Here is a 17,709-nt window from a genome sequence, read left to right on the forward strand (position 1 = left end):
CCCGCCCTCGGGTCGGTTCCACGGCGTTCGCTCACACGGTCTTAACCATGGCCAATGCGTGAGTCTAAGGGGACGGCCCGACTCCCCCCGAAACCCGCCCGCTCCGCAAGACGTCCGGTGGACACTCGAACGAACCCCGCGGGCCCGGCCGAGGGTGGGGATAACCCCCGGCCGGGAAGATGTATCACCCCCATGGCACATCGCCGCCCCGGTTCGGGATGCTGGGTCCCGCCAGCTCGAACGAGGGGACGGATGATCCGATGAAGCTGCACCGCCGCGCCGTCGACGCCATCAAGGAGCAGGACGCTCGGATGGAGCGCCCGCCGCTGTACGGCGCGCGGATGTGGCGCCAGGTCGGACACCTGATGCTGAACCTCCCGCTGGGCATCGCCGGCTTCGTGCTGTCGGTCACCGCGCTGTCGGTCGGCCTCGGCCTGTCGGTGACGGTGATCGGCCTGCCGGTGCTGGCCGCCGGCCTGTCCGGCTCCCGCGCCCTGGGCGCGCTGGGCCGCAGCCGGGCCCGCACGGCGTACGGCTCCCGGATCCACGAGCCGGAGCCGGTGACGCCGCGCCGCCCGGGCATGGTCGGGTACACCATCGCCCACCTGACCGACCTGCTGAACTGGCGCTCGGCGCTCTACAACGTGCTGATGCTGCCCTGGGGCATCCTGAGCTTCACCCTCGCCCTGGTCTCGGTGATCGTGCTGTGGCCGGTGCTGCCCGTGGTGGTGAGGGCGATGGCGGCGGCCGACCGGATCCTGATCGAGTCGCTGCTCTTCCCCGGCGCGCTGGCCGAACGGGTGCGCGAGCTGGAGGACGACCGCGGCACCGTGGTCGACACCGCCGCCGCCGACCTGCGCCGGATCGAGCGCGACCTGCACGACGGCGCCCAGGCCCGGCTGGTCGCGCTGGCGATGGACCTCGGCATGGCCAAGGAGCGGCTGCGCGAGGTGGAGAGCCAGGAGGACATGGCGGCCGCCACCCGGATGGTCGACAACGCGCACGGCGAGGTGAAGCTGGCCCTCCAGGAGCTGCGCGACCTGGCCCGCGGCATCCACCCGGCGGTGCTCACCGACCGCGGCCTGGACGCGGCGCTGTCCGCGGTCGCGGCCCGCTGCACCGTCCCGGGCGGGGTCAAGGTGAACGTCGACCTGGCCGGGCCGGACGGCGAACCGGAGCGCCCGGACTCGGCGGTCGAGGGCATCGCCTACTTCACCGTCAGCGAGCTGCTGACCAACGTCTCCAAGCACGCGGGCGCCGACACCGCCTCGGTCGACGTCTGGCGCTCGGACAACCAGCTGATGGTGCTGGTCCAGGACGACGGCAAGGGCGGGGCCGCCCCCTACCCGGGCAGCGGGCTGGGCGGACTGGCCGAGCGGATCCGGGCGGTGGACGGGGTGTTCCTGGTGGAGAGCCCGGCGGGCGGCCCGACCACCGTCACCGTCGAGCTGCCCTGGCGCACCCGCGCCGCCCGGCGCTGACGCCGGCCTCCCCCGCGAACGCGAAAGGGCGCCGGGTCCTCGTCGAGGCAGCGAACGAGGACCCGGCGCCGGTCCGGTGCGGCGGCCGCCCCGCGGAACCCTTGCGCGGTGTACGGGCCGGCCGGCGCACCGGGGCTCCCGGGAGGGGCTAGGAGCTGCTCTCCAGCGTGCCGAGGGTGACGTCGGCGGTCTTGCTGGTGCCGTCCCTGGTGTAGGTGACGGTGACCTTGCTGCCCGGGGTGAGCGAGGCGAGCGCGGTGGTCAGAGCGTTCAGCGAGTCGATCGCGGTGTCGCCGATCTTGGTGATGACGTCACCGGCCTGGAGCCCCGCCGAGGCGGCCGGGCCGCCCTGGCCGACCGCCACGATGACCGCGCCGGCTGGCTGGAACTGCTGGTTGAAGCTGGTCCGGGCGGTGATGCCGAGCGCGGCCCGGCCGGAGTTGGTGACCTTGCCCTGTTTGATCAACTGGTCGGTGATGCTGGTGATGGTGGACGCCGGGATCGCGAAGCCGATGCCGGGGGCGGCCGCACCGTTGCTCTGCGGCTCGGTCGCGGCGAGGGTGTTGATGCCGATCACCTGGCTGTCGAGATTGACCAGCGCGCCGCCGCTGTTGCCCGGGTTGATCGCGGCCGAGGTCTGCACCATGTTGCCGATGGTGGCGCCCGGCGAGCCGCCGCCGCGGGGCTCGGAGACGGTCCGCCCGGTGGCCGAGACGATGCCCTGGGTGACGCTGCTGGAGAGCCCGAGCGGACTGCCCATGGCGAGGGTGATCTGACCGAGCTGCACCTTGCCGGAGTCGCCGAAGGAGGCCGGCTTGAGACCGCTCGGCGGGCTGCCGAGCTTGATCACCGCGAGGTCGGAGTCCGGGTAGCTGGCGACCAGGGCGGCGTCCAGCGACTTGGTGGAGTTGGCCAGCGTGACGGTGAAGGTGGTCGCGGTGCCGACCACGTGGGCGTTGGTGACGATGTCGCCCTTGTCGTCGTAGACGATCCCGGAGCCGAGGCTGTCGCCGGTGGTGATCTGGACCACCGAGGGCAGCACGTCGGCGATCACCTTCTGGTAGGCGTCCTGGAGCTGGCTCGCCCCGCCCGGCTGGGCACCGGGGGCGGCGGAGGCCTGCTTGGTGCCGGCGGAGGAGCCGGACGGCGAGGAGGCCGCGGCGGAGGAAGAGGAGGACGAGCTGCTGCATCCGGCCAGCGCCAGCGCGAGCGCCGTCGCCGCCGCGACCGCGCCCGGCACGAAGAACCGCCGCTGCGCCGCCTTGAGGCCGGTCGGCCGTGACCCGGCCGGCAGCGGGCGGTTGTGTTCCTTCGTTCGGCTCACCAGGCTGCCTCCGATTCGTCACCACGCCGAAGGCGCGGGCATGAGAGCACGGGAATCTTTGTCAGCATTTCACCGATTTGTCCGGTTTGCTGGCGCGACTCGCCCGCGGCCGACGACCGAAACCGAACGCCTAGGATTGCCGCATGACTTGGTTGATCACCGGCGGTGCCGGATACATCGGCGGGCACGTCGTCCGCCAGCTGCTCGACGCCGGTGAGCGCGTCGCCATCCTCGACGACCTCAGCACCGGCGACGCCTCCCGGGTGCCGGCCGGCGTCCCGCTGATCGAGGGCTCCACCCTGGACCGCGCCGTCCTGGACGCCGCGATCCGCGAGCACGGCATCGAGGGCATCCTGCACTTCGCCGCCAAGAAGCAGGTCGGCGAGTCGGTCGAGCAGCCGTTCCTGTACTACCGGGAGAACGTGATCGGCCTGCAGACGGTCCTGGAGGCCGCGGCCGAGGGCGGCGTCAAGCGCTTCCTGTTCTCGTCCTCCGCCGCCGTCTACGGCATGCCGGACGTCGACCTGGTCACCGAGTCCACCCCCTGCGCCCCGATGAGCCCGTACGGCGAGACCAAGCTGGCCGGCGAGTGGCTGGTCGCCGCGGCCGGCAAGGCCCACGGGATGTCCACGGTCGCCCTGCGCTACTTCAACGTGGCCGGCGCCGCCTCGCCCGAGCTCTCCGACACCGGGGTGTTCAACCTGGTCCCGATGGTCTTCGAGCGGCTGACCGCCGGCGAGGCCCCGCGGGTCTTCGGCGACGACTACGCGACCCCGGACGGCAGCTGCGTCCGCGACTACATCCACGTCTCCGACATCGCCTCGGCCCACGTGGCCGCCGCCAAGCGGCTGGCCGCCGACCCGGTCGGCGAGACCTCGCTGGTGCTCAACATCGGCCGCGGCGAGGGCGTCAGCGTCAAGGAGATGATCGACGTCATCGGCAAGGTCACCGGCTACGACACGACCGCCGACGTGACCGCCCGCCGCCCCGGCGACCCGGCCCGGGTGGTGGCCGCCGCCGACCTGATCCACCGCGAGCTGGGCTGGAGCGCCTCCCACGACGTGGCGGACATGGTCTCCTCCGCGTGGGAGGGCTGGTGCAGCCGTCACCCCGGGGCCCGCAAGGCCTGAGCTGACGCCTCCCGGCGGTGTCCGCCCCGCTCAGCGGGCGGGCACCGCCGTGCCGTAGTAGGCGTCCAGCGCGTACACGCAGCGGTCCTTGGAGCCGACGAAGACCCGTCCGCCGACCGCCACCGGGGAGCCGGTGAGCTCGCCCTTGGTGCCGAGCTCCCAGCGCAGCTGACCGGTCGCCAGGTCCAGGGTGTGCAGCGAGTGGTCCCGGCTGCCCAGGTGCACCAGGCCGTCGGCCACCGCCGGGGAGCCGACGATCTCGCCGCGCGCCGGGTAGCGCCAGCGCTCCCGGCCGGTCGCAGCCTCGAAGGCGTACAGCACCTCGCCGCTGCCCACCAGCACCATGCCGTCCCCGACCACCACCGGCTCGGCGCCCTGGCGGCCGCCGGTGACCCCGCGCCAGCGGTCCAGACCGGTGGCCGCGTCCAGCGCGTAGACGGTGCCCAGGTAGTCGGCCACGTAGACCGCGTCGCCGTCCAGCGCCGGCGGGGTGAACAGCACCACCGGGGCGTCGAAGCGCCAGCGCTCCGCCCCGCTGGCCGCGTCCAGCGCGTACACCCGGGTGCCGGCCGTCACGTACAGCACGCCGCCGCGCTCGACCGGGTGTGAGGGGACGTCCTCGCCGACCTGGAAGGACCAGCGCAGGCCGGCGCCGCGCGGGTCCACGCAGCGCAGCCGTCCGGCGCCGTAGTAGTAGGCCGAGCCGCCGACCAGGACCGGGCCGGACTGGGGGTTCTCGTAGTCCTGCTGGGCATCGTCGGCGCGCCACAGCTCGGCGCCGGTGGCGGCCGCGCGCAGCTGGACGCCGCCGCCGCGCACACCGCAGCAGAGCACGCCGTCGGCGGCGGAGAGCGAGTACACCCAGCCGTCCAGCGAGGTGCGCCAGCGCTCGGCGCCGTCCGCGACGTCCACGGTGTAGAGGTGGGGGCCGTCCGCGGCGTGCATCCGGCCGGCGTCCACGGCGAGCGCCCAGGCGACGTCCCGGGTCTTGTAACGGCGCTCGCCGGAGGCCACGTCCAGCGCGTGCACCTCGAAGCTGGAGACGAAGAGCGTTCCGTCGGCGACCACCGGGGTGCCCCAGACGTCGTTGGACATCCGGAACCGCCAGGGGCGCCAGCGGGCGGCCGGGGCCGGGGAGGACGTCGGGGCCGGGGTCGGCGGCGGGGTCGGGGCCGCCCGGCGGACCCAGTCGGTGGTGGCCGGGGCGGTGCCCGGACCGGGCTGCTCGTGCTCGGCCCGGGGCCCCGGGCCTATCCGCACCGAGGCACCGGAGAGCTGCACCTCGACGGCCACCGCACCGGTGGGCGCGCGGTGCTTGTTCTTGGAGGGGATCTTCGCCGTCGGGATCCCGTCGTCCGGGCCCCCGGGGCGCGAGCCGGCGTGCACCGGCCCCGTGGGCGGCGCGTGCCCGGCCCCCGGGTAGGTGCGCGGGTCGTCCACGCCGGGGGGCTGCGGCAGCACCTGCGGCTGCGGCGGCGGGCCCTGGGGCTGTGCCGGCTGCGGCGGCTCGACCGGGCCGGCGTACGGGCGGGGCGCGCTCGGACGGCGGCCGCGCTTGCGCTCGATCAGCTCCAGCGCGTGGCCGGGCAGCCAGTCACCGACCTCGCCGCCGGCGTCGTCCCGGGAGAACAGGTGCGGGGCCAGCTCGGCCTGGATCTGCGCGGGAGTGGGCCGACGCTCGGGCGCCTGCTGCATGCAGGCCCGGACCAGGTCCATCAGCTCGGGCGCCATGCCGGTGAGGTCCGGCTCCTCGCGCAGCAGCTGGAACACCGTCTCCACCGGGTTGGAGCCGCGGAACGGCGGGTGCCCGGTGGCACAGAAGACCATCAGCGAGCCGAGCGAGAAGACGTCGCTGGCGCCCCGGACGGTACGGCTGTCCCGGGCCTGCTCCGGGGACATGTAGGCGGGGGTGCCGACCGCGACGTTGGTCATGGTCAGCCGGGTGCTGGAGACCCCGGCCGCGATGCCGAAGTCGATCACCTTGGGGCCGTCCTCGACCACCAGGACGTTGGAGGGCTTGAGGTCGCGGTGGACCAGCCCCGCCGCGTGGATGGACTGCAGCGCCTCGGCGATGCCGGCCACCAGCCAGCGGGTGGCGTCCACCGGCAGCGGGCCGCACTCCTCGACCAGGTCCTCCAGCGAGGGCGCCGGGATGTACGCGGTGGCCAGCCAGGGCACCCGGGCGTCGGCGTCGGCGTCCACCACGGCCGCGGTGTAGAAGCCGCCGACCGTCTTGGCCGCCGCGATCTCACGGGCGAACCGGACCCGGAACAGCTCGTCCTCGGCCAGCTCCCCCCGGACGGTCTTGATGGCCACCCGGCGCCCGGAGGCGGAGCGCGCCAAGTAGACCAGCCCCATCCCACCCGCGCCGAGCCGCCCCAGCACCTCGAAGGGCCCGATCCGCCTCGGATCGTGCGCCGTCAGCTGGTCCACTCCGCAGCCACCTCCCCGTTGTCCGGCACCCGCCGCGTGGTGCCGGACCCGATTCTCCAATGCCGCCCGGCGCATCTCCAACCTCCCCCACCGGGAGACGCCACCGCCCCGGGCCGCCGGTCCGTCGGCCGGCCATGACGGAACGGCCGGATTCTGACGTCCGCTCCGGCTGCGGCTTGCGTTCCGGCCCCGGACCGTCGACGTGACGACCGGTACATCCGGTCACACTCTGTCACTCGATCACCCTTCAGCGGACCCGCCGTCACGCTCTGGGGTCAAAAGCACACGGGGGGGCTTCAACAGCGCCTTCGGGGCCCGGTGAATATCCGTCCGAAGTGGTTCGGACCGCTATACCAACCCCCCGTGCGGAGTAATAGTCGCATCACCGAATCGCGCCAAGATCGTGCCACGGTAAGCTGACGGCATGACAGGACAAGTTCGCACCGTCGACGGTCGCGTCGCCGGGCGACGCGGACAGGAGACGCGGCAGAAGCTGCTCGACTGCCTCCGCGAGATGCTCAGCACGTCGCCCTATCGGGACGTCAAGGTCATCGACGTCGCCCGTATGGCGGGTACCTCCCCCGCGACCTTCTACCAGTACTTCCCGGATGTCGAGGGCGCAGTCCTCGAAATCGCCGAGGAAATGGCCAAGGACTCCGACACCCTCAAAGAGCTGGTGGCCGGAAAGTCCTGGGCAGGGAAGTCCGGACCGACCACTTCGGAAGAACTGGTCGACGGATTCCTGGCCTTCTGGCGCAAGAACGACGCCATTCTCCGAGTGGTCACGCTCGGTGCCGCGGAAGGGGACAAGCGGTTCTTCAAGATCCGCATGACCGTCCTCAACTCGGTCGCCAAGCCACTCGCGGAGGCCGTCAAGGAACTCCAGGCGAAGGGTCAGGCCGACAAGTCGCTCGACCCGAACGCCGTCGCCGGGGCCCTGGTCTCGCTGCTCGCCTCGGCGGCCGAGCACCAGAAGGCCTTCACCTCCTGGGGCGTCAAGGTCAAGGACCTCAAGCCCAACCTCGCTCCCCTGGTGTACCTGGGCGTCACCGGCAAGAAGGCGCCCAAGTAGGACCATCCGTACGATCCACCATCCGCTCCGCGCGCAGCCCCGGCCTCCTGTCCGGGGAACGACGGACGGCGGCCGTGTCCTCGGGGGAGGTCCGCCGACGTACCGCACGCGCGCCAGACATGCCGGTGGGCGGGCACCCCTCACACAGGGTGCCCGCCCACCGGCATGTGCTGCTATTCGCCCGCTCGCCTCCGGAGCGTTCGGACCCGGTGCCGACGGTCGGCGCTCCCCTTGACGCGGGGTGGCCCCTTCGGCTCGGGGCGGGCTGCTTCGGCTCGGGGCGGGCGGATCAGGGGCAGCGGACGACCTGGCCGGCGTAGGCCAGGCCGCCGCCGAAGCCGAAGAGCAGGACCGGGTCGCCCGGGGCGAGCTGGCCGCGCTCGACCAGCTTGGAGAAGGCGAGCGGGATCGAGGCGGCCGAGGTGTTGCCGGAGTCGACCACGTCCCGGGCCACCACCGCGTCGCCGAGACCCAGCTTGGCGGCGATCGCGTCGATGATCCGCAGATTGGCCTGGTGCGGGACGAAGCCCTTCAGCTCGGCCGGGTCGATCCCGGCCCGCTCGCAGGCCTGCCGGGCCAGCGGGGCGAGCTGGGTGGTGGCCCAGCGGAACACCGACTGGCCCTGCTGGCTGATCACCGGGTCCCAGCCGGTGATCACCACGGCGTCGCCCCGTTCGGGCTCGGAGCCCCAGACCACCGGGCCGATGCCCGGTTCGGCGCCCTCCTCCTGGGCCTCGACCACCGCGGCACCCGCGCCGTCGCCGAAGATCACGCAGGTGGAGCGGTCGGTCCAGTCGAGGGTGTCGGACATCCGCTCGGCGCCGATCACCAGGGCACGCCGCGCCGCACCGGCCCGGATCGCGTGGTCGGCGGTGGCCAGCGCGTACGAGAAGCCGGAGCAGACCGTGTTGATGTCGTACGCGGCGGGCGAGGGGACGCCCAGCCGGGCGGCCACCGCGGCGGCGGTGTTGGGGCTGCGCTCGATCGCGGTGCAGGTGGCGACCACGACCAGGTCGATCTCCGCCGCCGTCCGGCCGCTGTTGGCCAGGGCCTTCTGGGCGGCCTCGGTGGCGAGGTCGACCAGGGTCTCGCCCTCGGCGATGTGCCGGGTGCGGATGCCCACCCGACTGCGGATCCACTCGTCATCGGTGTCGACGAGTGCCGCCAGGTCGTCGTTCGAGAGGACCTTGGGGGGCTGGTAGTGCCCGAGTGCCACAATGCGCGAACCGCTCATGCTGCCATGGAACCGGGTTACCCGCTGGTCAGCCGGGCATGACCGGCTACAGGATCCGCACCGGTGATCTGTAGGGGCTCCACAAGGCCCTTGGGGCGCCTGGGGCCGGGTGTACGCCGAGGTCAGGCTGCCAGCGAGGCCGCGTCGCCCATCACGATCACCGGGTGGGCCGCCGGGTCCAGGGTGCGGATCAGCTGGGCCATCTTGTCCTCGGGTATCGACACGCAGCCGTGGGTCGGGCCGTCGTGGTCGACGTGCAGCCAGATGCCGCCGCCCTTCTTGCTGCCCATCGGACGGCGCATGTCGAGCGGGGAGCTGCCGGCGACCCGGTTGTAGTTGATCGCGACCACGTAGTCGAAGGAGCCGGCCAGCTGGTCGCCGAAGAAGCCCGTCCCGGAGACCACGAAGCTCGCGTCCTTGTCGTACGGGAGCTTGCTGCCGGGGTCGGCGTTGCGGCCGCCCGCGTCGGTGAGGTCGAAGACGCCGATCGGGCTGCGCAGGTCGCCCTCGTTGTGCTCGGTGGTCCAGCCGTTCTTGCCGTTGTGGCCCTGCCAGGTCTCACCGGCCAGCCAGCGGCCCTCGGGGGTGCGGGTCCACAGGGTGACGTTGTTCTTGTCGGTGTCCTTGCCCTGGCCGGTGGCGACCACGACCTGGTTGGTGCTGGCGGGGATCTTCGCGGTGAAGGCGGCGCCGAGGCCGGGTATCGCGGCCAGCGAGCCGTCCGGGCGGGTCTCGCCGCGGCCGGCCGCCGGGGCCGCTGACTGCCGGTCGGCGGCGGCCTGGACGGCGGCGGGGGCGGGCGGCGCGGGGTGGTCGGGCTTGCTGACGCCGTCCGGCCCGGGGCCGTCGGCGGCGGCCGCGACGGACTTGGCGCCGTCCTGGCCGACGGTGTACCAGCCGGCGGCGGCCGCGACCAGCAGCGCGGTGCCGGCCATCACGGCCTTGCCGTGGCGCTTCTGCTTCGCCTTGCGCCGGTGCCCCCGGGCGGCGGCCCGACCGCCCGGCGCGGGGGCCGCGGCGGGGGTCACGGAGGCGAGCGGGACGACCGGGGCGAGCTCCTCGTACGCGGGCTGCTCGTACGCGGGCTGCTCGTACGCCGACTCCTCGTACGCGGGCTGCCCGTACACCGGCTGCTGCGTCGGCTGCTCGTACACCGGCTGCTGGTGGGTCCGGTCCTGGTAGGCCTGGGCCGGCTCGGCCCCGTAGGGCTGGAACGGCTGGTGGTACGCCTCGTAGTAGCCGTCGACCGGCTGCCGGTACTCGCCGTAGCCGTCCTGCGGGATGGGCTGCGGGTAGGGCTCGTAGGCGTTGTACGGCGCCTCGTGCGACTGCTGCGGCACCCCGTACACCGGTTCCTGCATCGGCTCGTACGGCGGGTACTCGGTGGCGCGATGAGAACCGGACATGCCGTCGATCCTGCCAAACGCCCTACCCGTTGGTAAACCCGGGTCACGTGCGGGAGCCGTGAAGACGCCGCCGCCCGGATCGCGGGGGCGATCCGGGCGGCGGGAAGTTCGCAGGTCAGAGGCGCATCGCCTGCGGGGTCTCGCGGCGCGTCAGGTCCGGGCCGTCGTACTCGCGGATGACCTCGTAGCGGGTGTTGCGCTCCATCGGGCGGAAGCCGGCGTCCCGGATCAGGCCGAGCAGGTCCTCGCGGCCCAGCTTGTTCGGGGTGCCGAAGTTGTCCGCGTCGTGGGTGATCTTGTACTCGACCACCGAGCCGTCCATGTCGTCCGCGCCGTGGCTGAGCGCCAGCTGGGCGGTGGTGACGCCGTGCATCACCCAGAAGACCTTGACGTGCGGGACGTTGTCGAAGAGCAGCCGGGAGACCGCGAAGGTCTTCAGCGCCTCGGCTCCGGTGGCCATCTCGGTACGGGCCATCAGCTTGTTGCGCACGACGCCGTCCTTGGAGTCGTGGAAGTCGTGCTGGTAGCGCAGCGGGATGAAGACCTGGAAGCCGCCGGTCTCGTCCTGCAGCTCGCGCAGCCGCAGCACGTGGTCGACCCGGTGGCGGGGCTCCTCGATGTGTCCGTACAGCATGGTGCAGGGCGTCTTGAGGCCCTTGGCGTGCGCCAGGCGGTGGATCCTCGACCAGTCCTCCCAGTGGGTGTCGTGGTCGACGATGTGCTGGCGGACCTCCCAGTCGAAGATCTCCGCGCCGCCGCCGGTCAGCGACTCCAGGCCGGCGTCGATCAGCTCGTCCAGGATCTCGTCGGCGGACAGGCCGCTGATCTTCTCGAACCAGTGGATCTCGGTGGCGGTGAAGGCCTTCAGCGAGACGTTCGGCAGCGCGGCCTTCAGCTCCCGCAGCGAGCGCGGGTAGTAGCGCCACGGCAGGGTGGGGTGCAGGCCGTTGACGATGTGCAGCTCGGTGAGGGACTCGCTCTCCATCGCCTTGGCGAGGCGGACGGCCTCCTCGATGCGCATCGTGTAGGCGTCCTTCTCGCCCGGCTTGCGCTGGAACGAGCAGTACGCGCAGGACGCGCTGCACACATTGGTCATGTTGAGGTGGCGGTTGACGTTGAAGTGGACGACGTCGCCGTTCTTCCGCGTCCGCACGTGGTGGGCCAGCCCGCCCAGCCAGGCCAGGTCGTCGCTCTCGTAGAGCGCGATCCCGTCCTCGCGGGTCAGCCGCTCACCCGCGTAGACCTTCGCCTCCAGCTCGCGCTTGAGCCCTGCGTCCATGCGGTGACCCGCCTCCTCCGACATTCGAATCCTTGCCGGAAGGAGCCTACGTCACTCGCCCGCTCGCCTCCGGACCGCTCTGACGCGGTGCCGACGCTCCTCGCTCCGGCGCTCCTCCGTCGCTAGTCGCTCGTCGCTTTCGGCGCCGGCGCGGCCTTCGGCCCGGGGCGGGCGGACAGCAGCTCCGCGAGCAGGACCGGGTCGATGTTGCCGCCGCTGACCACGGCGGCCACCGTGCGGCCCCCGGTCTCGGCGGCGCGGTGGAAGTAGGCGGCCGGGGCGACCGCGCCGGAGGGCTCGGCGACCAGCCGCCCGCGGCGGGCCAGCAGGGCGACGGTGGCTCGGATCTCGTCCTCGGTGACGGTGACGATGTCGTCCACGTAAGTGGTGAGGTGCTCGTACGGCAGCACGCCGACCGAGGGGGTGCGCAGCCCGTCCGCGATCGTCCGGTAGGTGTCGGCGGCCGGCCACTCCACCCGGCGCCCGGAGCGCAGGCTCGCCTGCGCGTCGGCGGCCAGCTCCGGCTCCACGCCGATCACCCGGACCTCCGGGCGGGTGAGCTTGAGCGCGGCCGCCGTCCCGCTGATCAGGCCGCCGCCGCTGACCGGCACCAGGACGGTGTCCAGTTCGGCCGGGGCGTCCTCGGCGATCTCCAGGCCGACGGTGCCCTGGCCCGCAATGATGAACGGATCGTCATACGGCGGCACCCAGACGAAGCCGTGCCGCTCTGCCAGCTCGCCCGGCAGGGTGTCCCGCTCCCCCGGCGGGACGAGGATCACCTCGGCGCCGAACGAGCGGGTGGCCTCCACCTTCACCGCCGGCGAGGTGTCCGGCATCACGATCACGGCCTTGATCCCCAGCAGCTGGGCCGCGTAGGCGACCGCCTGCGCGTGGTTGCCGCTGGACTGGGCGACCACGCCGCGGGCGCGCTCGTCCGCGGTGAGCGCGGCCAACCGGTTGTACGCGCCGCGGGTCTTGAAGGCCCCGGTCGGCTGGAGGTTCTCCGGCTTCAGCCAGAGCCGCCGCTCGCCCTCGGACGCCCAGGGGGCGGGGACCAGCGGGGTGCGCACGACCACTCCCGCGATCCGCTGCCGGGCCGCGCGCAGCTCCTCCAGGCCGACCAGTGCCATCTCGTCACTCTCCTACGAAGGGAAGTTCGCTCACCCGGTTCTCCCACTTGGTGGAGAGTACGACGGTGGTACGGGTACGGGCCACACCCTTCGTGCCCGAGATCCGCTTCACCACCGACTCCAGACCGGCCACGTCGGCCACCCGGACCTTGAGCATGTAGGAGTCGTCACCCGCGATGAACCAGCAGTCCTCGACCTCGTTGAGGTCCTTCAGCCGGAACGCGACGTCCTCGTGGTCGGCCGCGTCGGTGAGCTGAAGGCCGATCAGGGCCGTGACGCCGAAGCCGAGCGAGGCCGGGTTGACCGTCGCGCGGTAGCCGGTGATCACACCGGCCTGCTCCAGGCGGTTGATGCGGTCCGTGACGCTCGGGCCGGAGAGTCCGACCAGCCGACCCAACTCGGCGTAGGACGCACGGCCGTTCTCCCGGAGCGCCTGGATGAGCTGTCTGTCCACCGTGTCCATATACCGTCGCGTCCTTCCGAACCTCGCCAGACCCACAGATCATTATCCGGATTCCAAGGCGCCATGCGCTGACCGACCCGGATATCGCAGAGAAGATACTCTCCCGCCCTCGGTCTCCTTACTCCCCCTCAGCCCGAGCGGCCTCCGCGTCTCCCGGTTTGCGGGCCGCCGCGCCCAACTCGCCCTCCCAGCGCAGGTACAGGGAATGCGGCACGTCGACCGCGTCCAGCACCCGGCCGGCCACGAAATCCACGAGTTCGCGCACGGTGGAGCCGCCGGCGTAGAAACCGGGCGAGGCGGGCAGCACGACGGCGCCCTGCGCATCGAGCTCCAGCAGGTGCTTCAACGTCACCCCGTTGAGTGGAGTCTCGCGCACGCAGACGACGAGCGGACGGCGCTCCTTGAGGGTGACGCTGGCCACCCGCTGCAGCAGGTCCTTGCTCAGGCCGAGCGCGATCCCGGCCACCGCGCCGGTGGTCGCGGGCACCACCAGCATGCCCTTCGCGGGGTACGAGCCGCTGGACGGGCCGGCCGCGAAGTCCCCGGCGGACCAGTAGCGGACGTCGTCCAGGCCCTCCGCCGACCCCAGCCACCGCGCGAGATCGGTGCGCCAGTGGGCGTCCCGGAAGGAGATGCCGGTCTCGTCCAGGATGGTGAGCCGGGCGGCCCGGCTGACGATCAGGTCCACCGCCTCACCGGCGGCGAGCAGCGCCCGGATCACCGAGGCCGCGTACGGCGTCCCCGACGCTCCCGAGACCCCGACCACCCACGGCTGACGCTTCGCAGTTCCCATGGGTCAATTCTGTCCCGGCCCCACCTGCGGATTCGCCCCGGGCACGGCACGACCGGGTCCGGTAGGGCGCGCCCCCTGGGAGGATGGGCGCATGGCAGCGACCCTCGTCGACCTCACCCATCAGGTGACCACCGCGATGCCGGTCTACCCCGGCGATCCGGCCGTCCTGCTGGAGCCCGCGCTCACCACCGCCACCGCCGGGGTGAACGTGCTGGCCCTGCACCTCGGCTCGCAGTCCGGAACGCACGTGGACGCGCCGTACCACGTGGACGTCACCTGGCCGACCCTGGACGGGCTGCCGCTGGAGCGGTTCACCGGCCCGGCCGTGGTCGCCGACCTGCGCGGACTGGAGCCCCGGACGGCCGTCACCCCCGAGCTGCTGGCGCCCGCGCTGGAGCGCTCCGGCGAGGGCACCGTCCTGCTGCTGGCCACCGGCTGGGCCCGGCACTGGGGCACCGACGCCTACCTGGCCCACCCCAGCCTGACCGCGGCCGCCGCCGAGGCGATCGTGGCCGCCGGGGTGCGCACGGTCGGCGTGGACGCGCTGAGCGTGGACCCCACCCCCGACCCGGGGCCGGAGGACCCGGCGGTGGCCGCGCTGCTCGCCGACCTCACCGACGAGCACGACGGGCCCGACCCGGCCGAGGAGTCGACGCTGGCCGCCCACCGGGTGCTGCTGGGGGCGAGCGGCGGCGGGGTGATCGCCGAGAACCTGACCGACCTGCGGGCACTGCTGGCGGCCCAGGAGGCCGGTCGGCCGGTGGAGGTCTCGCTGTTCCCGCTGCGGCTGGTGGCGGCGGACGGGGCTCCGGTGCGGGCGGTGGCCCGGCTGGGCTGACCGGCCGGGGGCGAGCCGAGGCGGGGACGGGGCCGGGGGGCTCCACAGGCCCGCACTTGGTCTAGACCAACTCCGGTGGCGCCACTAGGCTGTCCGGCCATGGCTGAGATCATCGGAGTGGTCGAGCGACTCTGGCGCTACCCCGTGAAGTCCACCGGCGGCGAGCGGCTCGGCTCCGTCGACGTGGACCTCCGCGGCCTGGCCGGCGACCGCCTCTACGCCGTCCGCGACGCTTCCGGAAGGCTCGGCTCCGGCAAGAGCACCCGCCGCTTCCGCCGGATGGACGGCCTGCTCCGGCTCTCCGCCCGCCTCGGCCACCGGATCGACGGCCCCGAGCTGTTCGACCCGCTCGGCCGCCCCGTCGACCATCCCACCGCCTTCCTGCGCGCCTACCTCCAGCGCGACGACGTCGAACTCGCCCGCGAGGACGCCGTCCCGCACGTCGACCGGCTGCCGGTCAGCGTGCTCACCACCGCCACCCTGGACTGGGTCCGTGAGGCCGTCCCCTTCGCCATGGTCGACGAACGCCGCTTCCGCCCCAACATCGTGCTGCGCACCCCGCCCGGCACCCCGCCCTTCGTCGAGGACACCTGGCTCGGCCGCCGGGCCCACGGCGAGACGACGGACAGCGCCCGGCTCGCCTTCGTCACCTCCAGCGAACGCTGCGCGATGTCCGGCGCCCCCCAGCCGGGGCTGCCGCACGCACCCGAGATCCTCAAGGCGATCGTGCACGCCCACGACGGCCGCCTCGACGCCCTCGCCGAGGTCGCCGCCCCGGGACGACTACGGCTGGGCGACCGGCTGGTGCTGGACTGAGGTGCCCCGCCTTCGGATCGGGGCACCCCGCCTTCGAATGGAAAACCGCAGGTCAGGGACTTCTCAAAGGTTTCCGGAAAAAACTTCGAACCGAGCTGCAACCCCTTCGGGCCCGACGCGTCTATGTGAGTGAGCGGCGGGGGGAAACCCGCCGGAGCGGACCGCGGGCCACACCGGGAGCACCACCCCGGACCTCGGGTCCGACCACTACCGCGCTGATCCGCCAGCGGCACGTCGCCGCCGGTGCAACACCCTGGGGGGTATTCAGAATGTCCGTTGTGCGTGCACGTCGTTCCCGCTCCGCCGTCCTCACCGCCGCCACCCTCGGCGTGCTGCTCACCACCGGCGCCGTGGTGGCCTCCCCGGCCGCCTATGCCGCCGACGCCCCGGCCGCCGCCACCGCCGAGCCGACCGCCACCTCGACCGCCGAGCCGACCGCCAAGGCCACCGCCGACAAGCCGTCGCTGCGGGTCGACGCGCCGACGACGGTCGGGCGCGGCGGCCAGCCGGTCGAGTTCACCGAGACCATCACCAACCCCGGCACCACCGAGGCCTCGTACCGGCTGCGGATCGGCACCAGCGGCGCGGGCCCCGTCTCGACGAACGCCGTCAAGGTCGACTACCGCGACGCGGACGGCACCTGGAAGCCCGTCACCGGCACCGCCCCCGGCCTGACCGTCGCCGCCGGTGCCACCAAGACCGTCAAGCTGCGGCTCACCACCGAGCTCGCCGCCTACTGGTCCAACGTGGACTCGACCGTCACGCTCGGCTCCGCCGTCCTCGACGCGGCCAACGGCGCCGTCCTCGCCGAGAGCACCGACCAGGTCGCCGCCAAGGCCATCAGCCTGCAGGTCAAGAACGCGCCGACCACCGCCGTCGTCGGCGGCGCGCCGGTCGAGTTCGACGTCGTCATCGGCAACGCCAGCGCCTCCGGCTACACCAACGTCTCCAAGATCGTGGAGACCGACCAGCACAGCACCCTCCAGGTCCAGAAGGCCGACGGCAGCTGGCAGAACATCACCCCCGTCGCCCTTCCCCACGCGCCGGGCCGGGTCGACTACTTCCTCGCGGACGACCAGGACATGGCGCCCAACGAGACCTTCAGCAGGCACGTCCGCCTGGCCTACACCGCCGACGCCCCGGTCGGCGTGAACTTCATCCACCCGTGGGCCGTGCTCCACCAGGGCGACAGCGAGTACACCGTCGGCCCCCAGTTCATCCGGGTCGACCTCGCCTCCGGCCCGACCCTGTCGGTGCGGGAGCCGGCGTCGGTCGGCAACGGCGGCAAGCCGGTCGAGTTCACCGAGACCGTCACCAACCCGGGCGGCGCCGACGCCTCGTTCACGCTGAAGCTGGACGCCAGCAACCCGGGCGCCCGCTCGAAGGACCGCATCACCCTGGAGTACCGCGACGCCGACGGCGCCTGGAAGCCCGTCACGCTGAACTTCAGCCAGGTCGACAAGACCTTCGACTTCGCCGGTGAGATCCCGGGCGTGACCGTCGCCGCCGGTGCCACCAAGACCGTCCAGCTGCGCCTGGCCACCCCGGTCAACAACGACTGGGCCGCCGCCGGCGGGACCATCAAGCTCCACTCCGCGCTCGTGGACGCCGGGCACACCGTCGTCTCCGAGACCACCAAGGACGTCGCGCTGAAGGCCCTCGACGTGCAGGTCGAGAACGCGCCGACGACCGCCGTCATCGGCGGCGCACCGGTCGAGTTCGACGTCACCGTGAACAACTCCAGCGCGTCGGACTACGACAACCTCTCCCCCGTGCTGCTGGCCGACCAGCACAGCACCCTCCAGGTGCAGAAGGCCGACGGCGGCTGGGAGGACGTCACCGGCACCCCGAGCCCCCAGTCCGGCGGCCCGGTGAAGTACCACCTCACCGCGGACAAGAACCTGGCGGCCAACGCCTCCGTCACCAAGCACGTCCGGCTGGCCTTCACCACCGGCGCCACCGTCGGCAAGACTCCGGTCGACGCGGGCGTCATCCTCGCCGAGGGCGGCCCGGCCATGGACGCGTACGTCGGCCCGCAGGGCTTCCAGGTCGACCTGACCACCGCGGCGGCCGGCGCCGCCGTCAAGGCCGGTTTCTCCACCACCGACTCCGGCACCACCGGCACCACCGGCACCACCGACGGCACCATCGACACCGCCCAGCCGGTGGGCGGCTCGCTCGCCCACACCGGTTCGGAGGGCGTGCTGCCGGGCCTCGCGGCCGCCGCCGGCCTGCTCGTCAGCGGCATCGGCGCGGTGCTCTTCGCGCGCCGCCGCCGCAGCGCCTGACCCCTTCGCTCCGCTGAGCACC

At 72.9% G+C, this 17,709-nt stretch carries 14 protein-coding genes; 6 read left to right on the forward strand and 8 right to left on the reverse strand.

The window, feature by feature from the left end; translation table 11 throughout:
* Positions 1-260: 260 nt before the first annotated feature.
* The gene (locus ACZ7BZ_RS13470; protein WP_470358434.1) at positions 261-1,481 is read left to right on the forward strand and encodes a sensor histidine kinase; all 1,221 of its coding nucleotides are present in this window, start codon (positions 261-263) and stop codon (positions 1,479-1,481) included.
* 148 nt (positions 1,482-1,629) lie between these two features.
* On the opposite strand, the gene ACZ7BZ_RS13475 is transcribed toward ACZ7BZ_RS13470, so the two are convergent.
* Positions 1,630-2,721 (reverse strand): S1C family serine protease, encoded by a 1,092-nt coding sequence (locus ACZ7BZ_RS13475; protein ID WP_470358468.1) that lies wholly within the window; start codon positions 2,719-2,721, stop codon positions 1,630-1,632.
* A 227-nt stretch (positions 2,722-2,948) separates the two neighbouring features.
* Between ACZ7BZ_RS13475 and galE the strand changes: the two genes are divergently transcribed.
* Positions 2,949-3,935, forward strand: coding sequence for a UDP-glucose 4-epimerase GalE (gene galE / locus ACZ7BZ_RS13480; RefSeq protein WP_470358435.1), 987 nt, complete (start codon positions 2,949-2,951; stop codon positions 3,933-3,935).
* 30 nt (positions 3,936-3,965) lie between these two features.
* On the opposite strand, the gene ACZ7BZ_RS13485 is transcribed toward galE, so the two are convergent.
* Entirely contained in the window at positions 3,966-6,368 is a 2,403-nt protein-coding gene (locus tag ACZ7BZ_RS13485; protein WP_470358436.1) for an outer membrane protein assembly factor BamB family protein, read from the reverse strand.
* Positions 6,369-6,792: 424 nt separating this feature from the next.
* Here ACZ7BZ_RS13485 and ACZ7BZ_RS13490 point away from each other — a divergent pair, with 424 nt between their 5' ends.
* Positions 6,793-7,440, forward strand: a complete 648-nt coding sequence (locus ACZ7BZ_RS13490) for a TetR family transcriptional regulator (protein ID WP_188307623.1) — start codon at positions 6,793-6,795, stop codon at positions 7,438-7,440.
* 289 nt (positions 7,441-7,729) lie between these two features.
* Here the strand turns inward: ACZ7BZ_RS13490 and ACZ7BZ_RS13495 are convergent, their stop codons facing one another.
* The 6 genes from ACZ7BZ_RS13495 to ACZ7BZ_RS13520 form a co-directional block, all read right to left on the reverse strand.
* Positions 7,730-8,674, reverse strand: coding sequence for a beta-ketoacyl-ACP synthase III (locus tag ACZ7BZ_RS13495; protein WP_380460419.1), 945 nt, complete (start codon positions 8,672-8,674; stop codon positions 7,730-7,732).
* Positions 8,675-8,796: 122 nt separating this feature from the next.
* A complete protein-coding gene (locus ACZ7BZ_RS13500; protein WP_470358437.1) occupies positions 8,797-10,080 on the reverse strand; it encodes a L,D-transpeptidase family protein in 1,284 nt (427 codons plus the stop codon).
* A 115-nt stretch (positions 10,081-10,195) separates the two neighbouring features.
* Positions 10,196-11,359: an aminofutalosine synthase MqnE gene (gene mqnE, locus ACZ7BZ_RS13505; protein WP_188305625.1), complete on the reverse strand. Its 1,164-nt coding sequence runs from the start codon at positions 11,357-11,359 to the stop codon at positions 10,196-10,198.
* Between the two features lie 122 nt (positions 11,360-11,481).
* Complete coding sequence (locus ACZ7BZ_RS13510; RefSeq protein ID WP_470358438.1) at positions 11,482-12,489, reverse strand: threonine ammonia-lyase; 1,008 nt, start codon at positions 12,487-12,489, stop codon at positions 11,482-11,484.
* Between the two features lie 4 nt (positions 12,490-12,493).
* Positions 12,494-12,952 carry an Lrp/AsnC family transcriptional regulator gene (locus ACZ7BZ_RS13515; RefSeq protein WP_380460425.1) on the reverse strand — a complete coding sequence of 153 codons (459 nt, stop codon included), beginning with the start codon at positions 12,950-12,952 and terminating at the stop codon, positions 12,494-12,496.
* Between the two features lie 118 nt (positions 12,953-13,070).
* On the reverse strand, positions 13,071-13,745 hold the full coding sequence (locus ACZ7BZ_RS13520; RefSeq protein WP_380460427.1) for a UbiX family flavin prenyltransferase: 675 nt from the start codon (positions 13,743-13,745) through the stop codon (positions 13,071-13,073).
* Between the two features lie 91 nt (positions 13,746-13,836).
* Between ACZ7BZ_RS13520 and ACZ7BZ_RS13525 the strand changes: the two genes are divergently transcribed.
* The 3 genes from ACZ7BZ_RS13525 (at position 13,837) to ACZ7BZ_RS13535 (ending at position 17,687) form a co-directional block, all read left to right on the forward strand.
* The gene (locus ACZ7BZ_RS13525) at positions 13,837-14,583 is read left to right on the forward strand and encodes a cyclase family protein (protein WP_470358439.1); all 747 of its coding nucleotides are present in this window, start codon (positions 13,837-13,839) and stop codon (positions 14,581-14,583) included.
* Positions 14,584-14,682: 99 nt separating this feature from the next.
* Positions 14,683-15,399, forward strand: coding sequence for an MOSC domain-containing protein (locus ACZ7BZ_RS13530; protein WP_470358440.1), 717 nt, complete (start codon positions 14,683-14,685; stop codon positions 15,397-15,399).
* A gap of 278 nt (positions 15,400-15,677) precedes the next feature.
* On the forward strand, positions 15,678-17,687 hold the full coding sequence (locus ACZ7BZ_RS13535; protein WP_470358441.1) for a hypothetical protein: 2,010 nt from the start codon (positions 15,678-15,680) through the stop codon (positions 17,685-17,687).
* Positions 17,688-17,709 lie beyond the last annotated feature (22 nt).

Source organism: Kitasatospora sp. NPDC036934 (genome assembly GCF_055608425.1).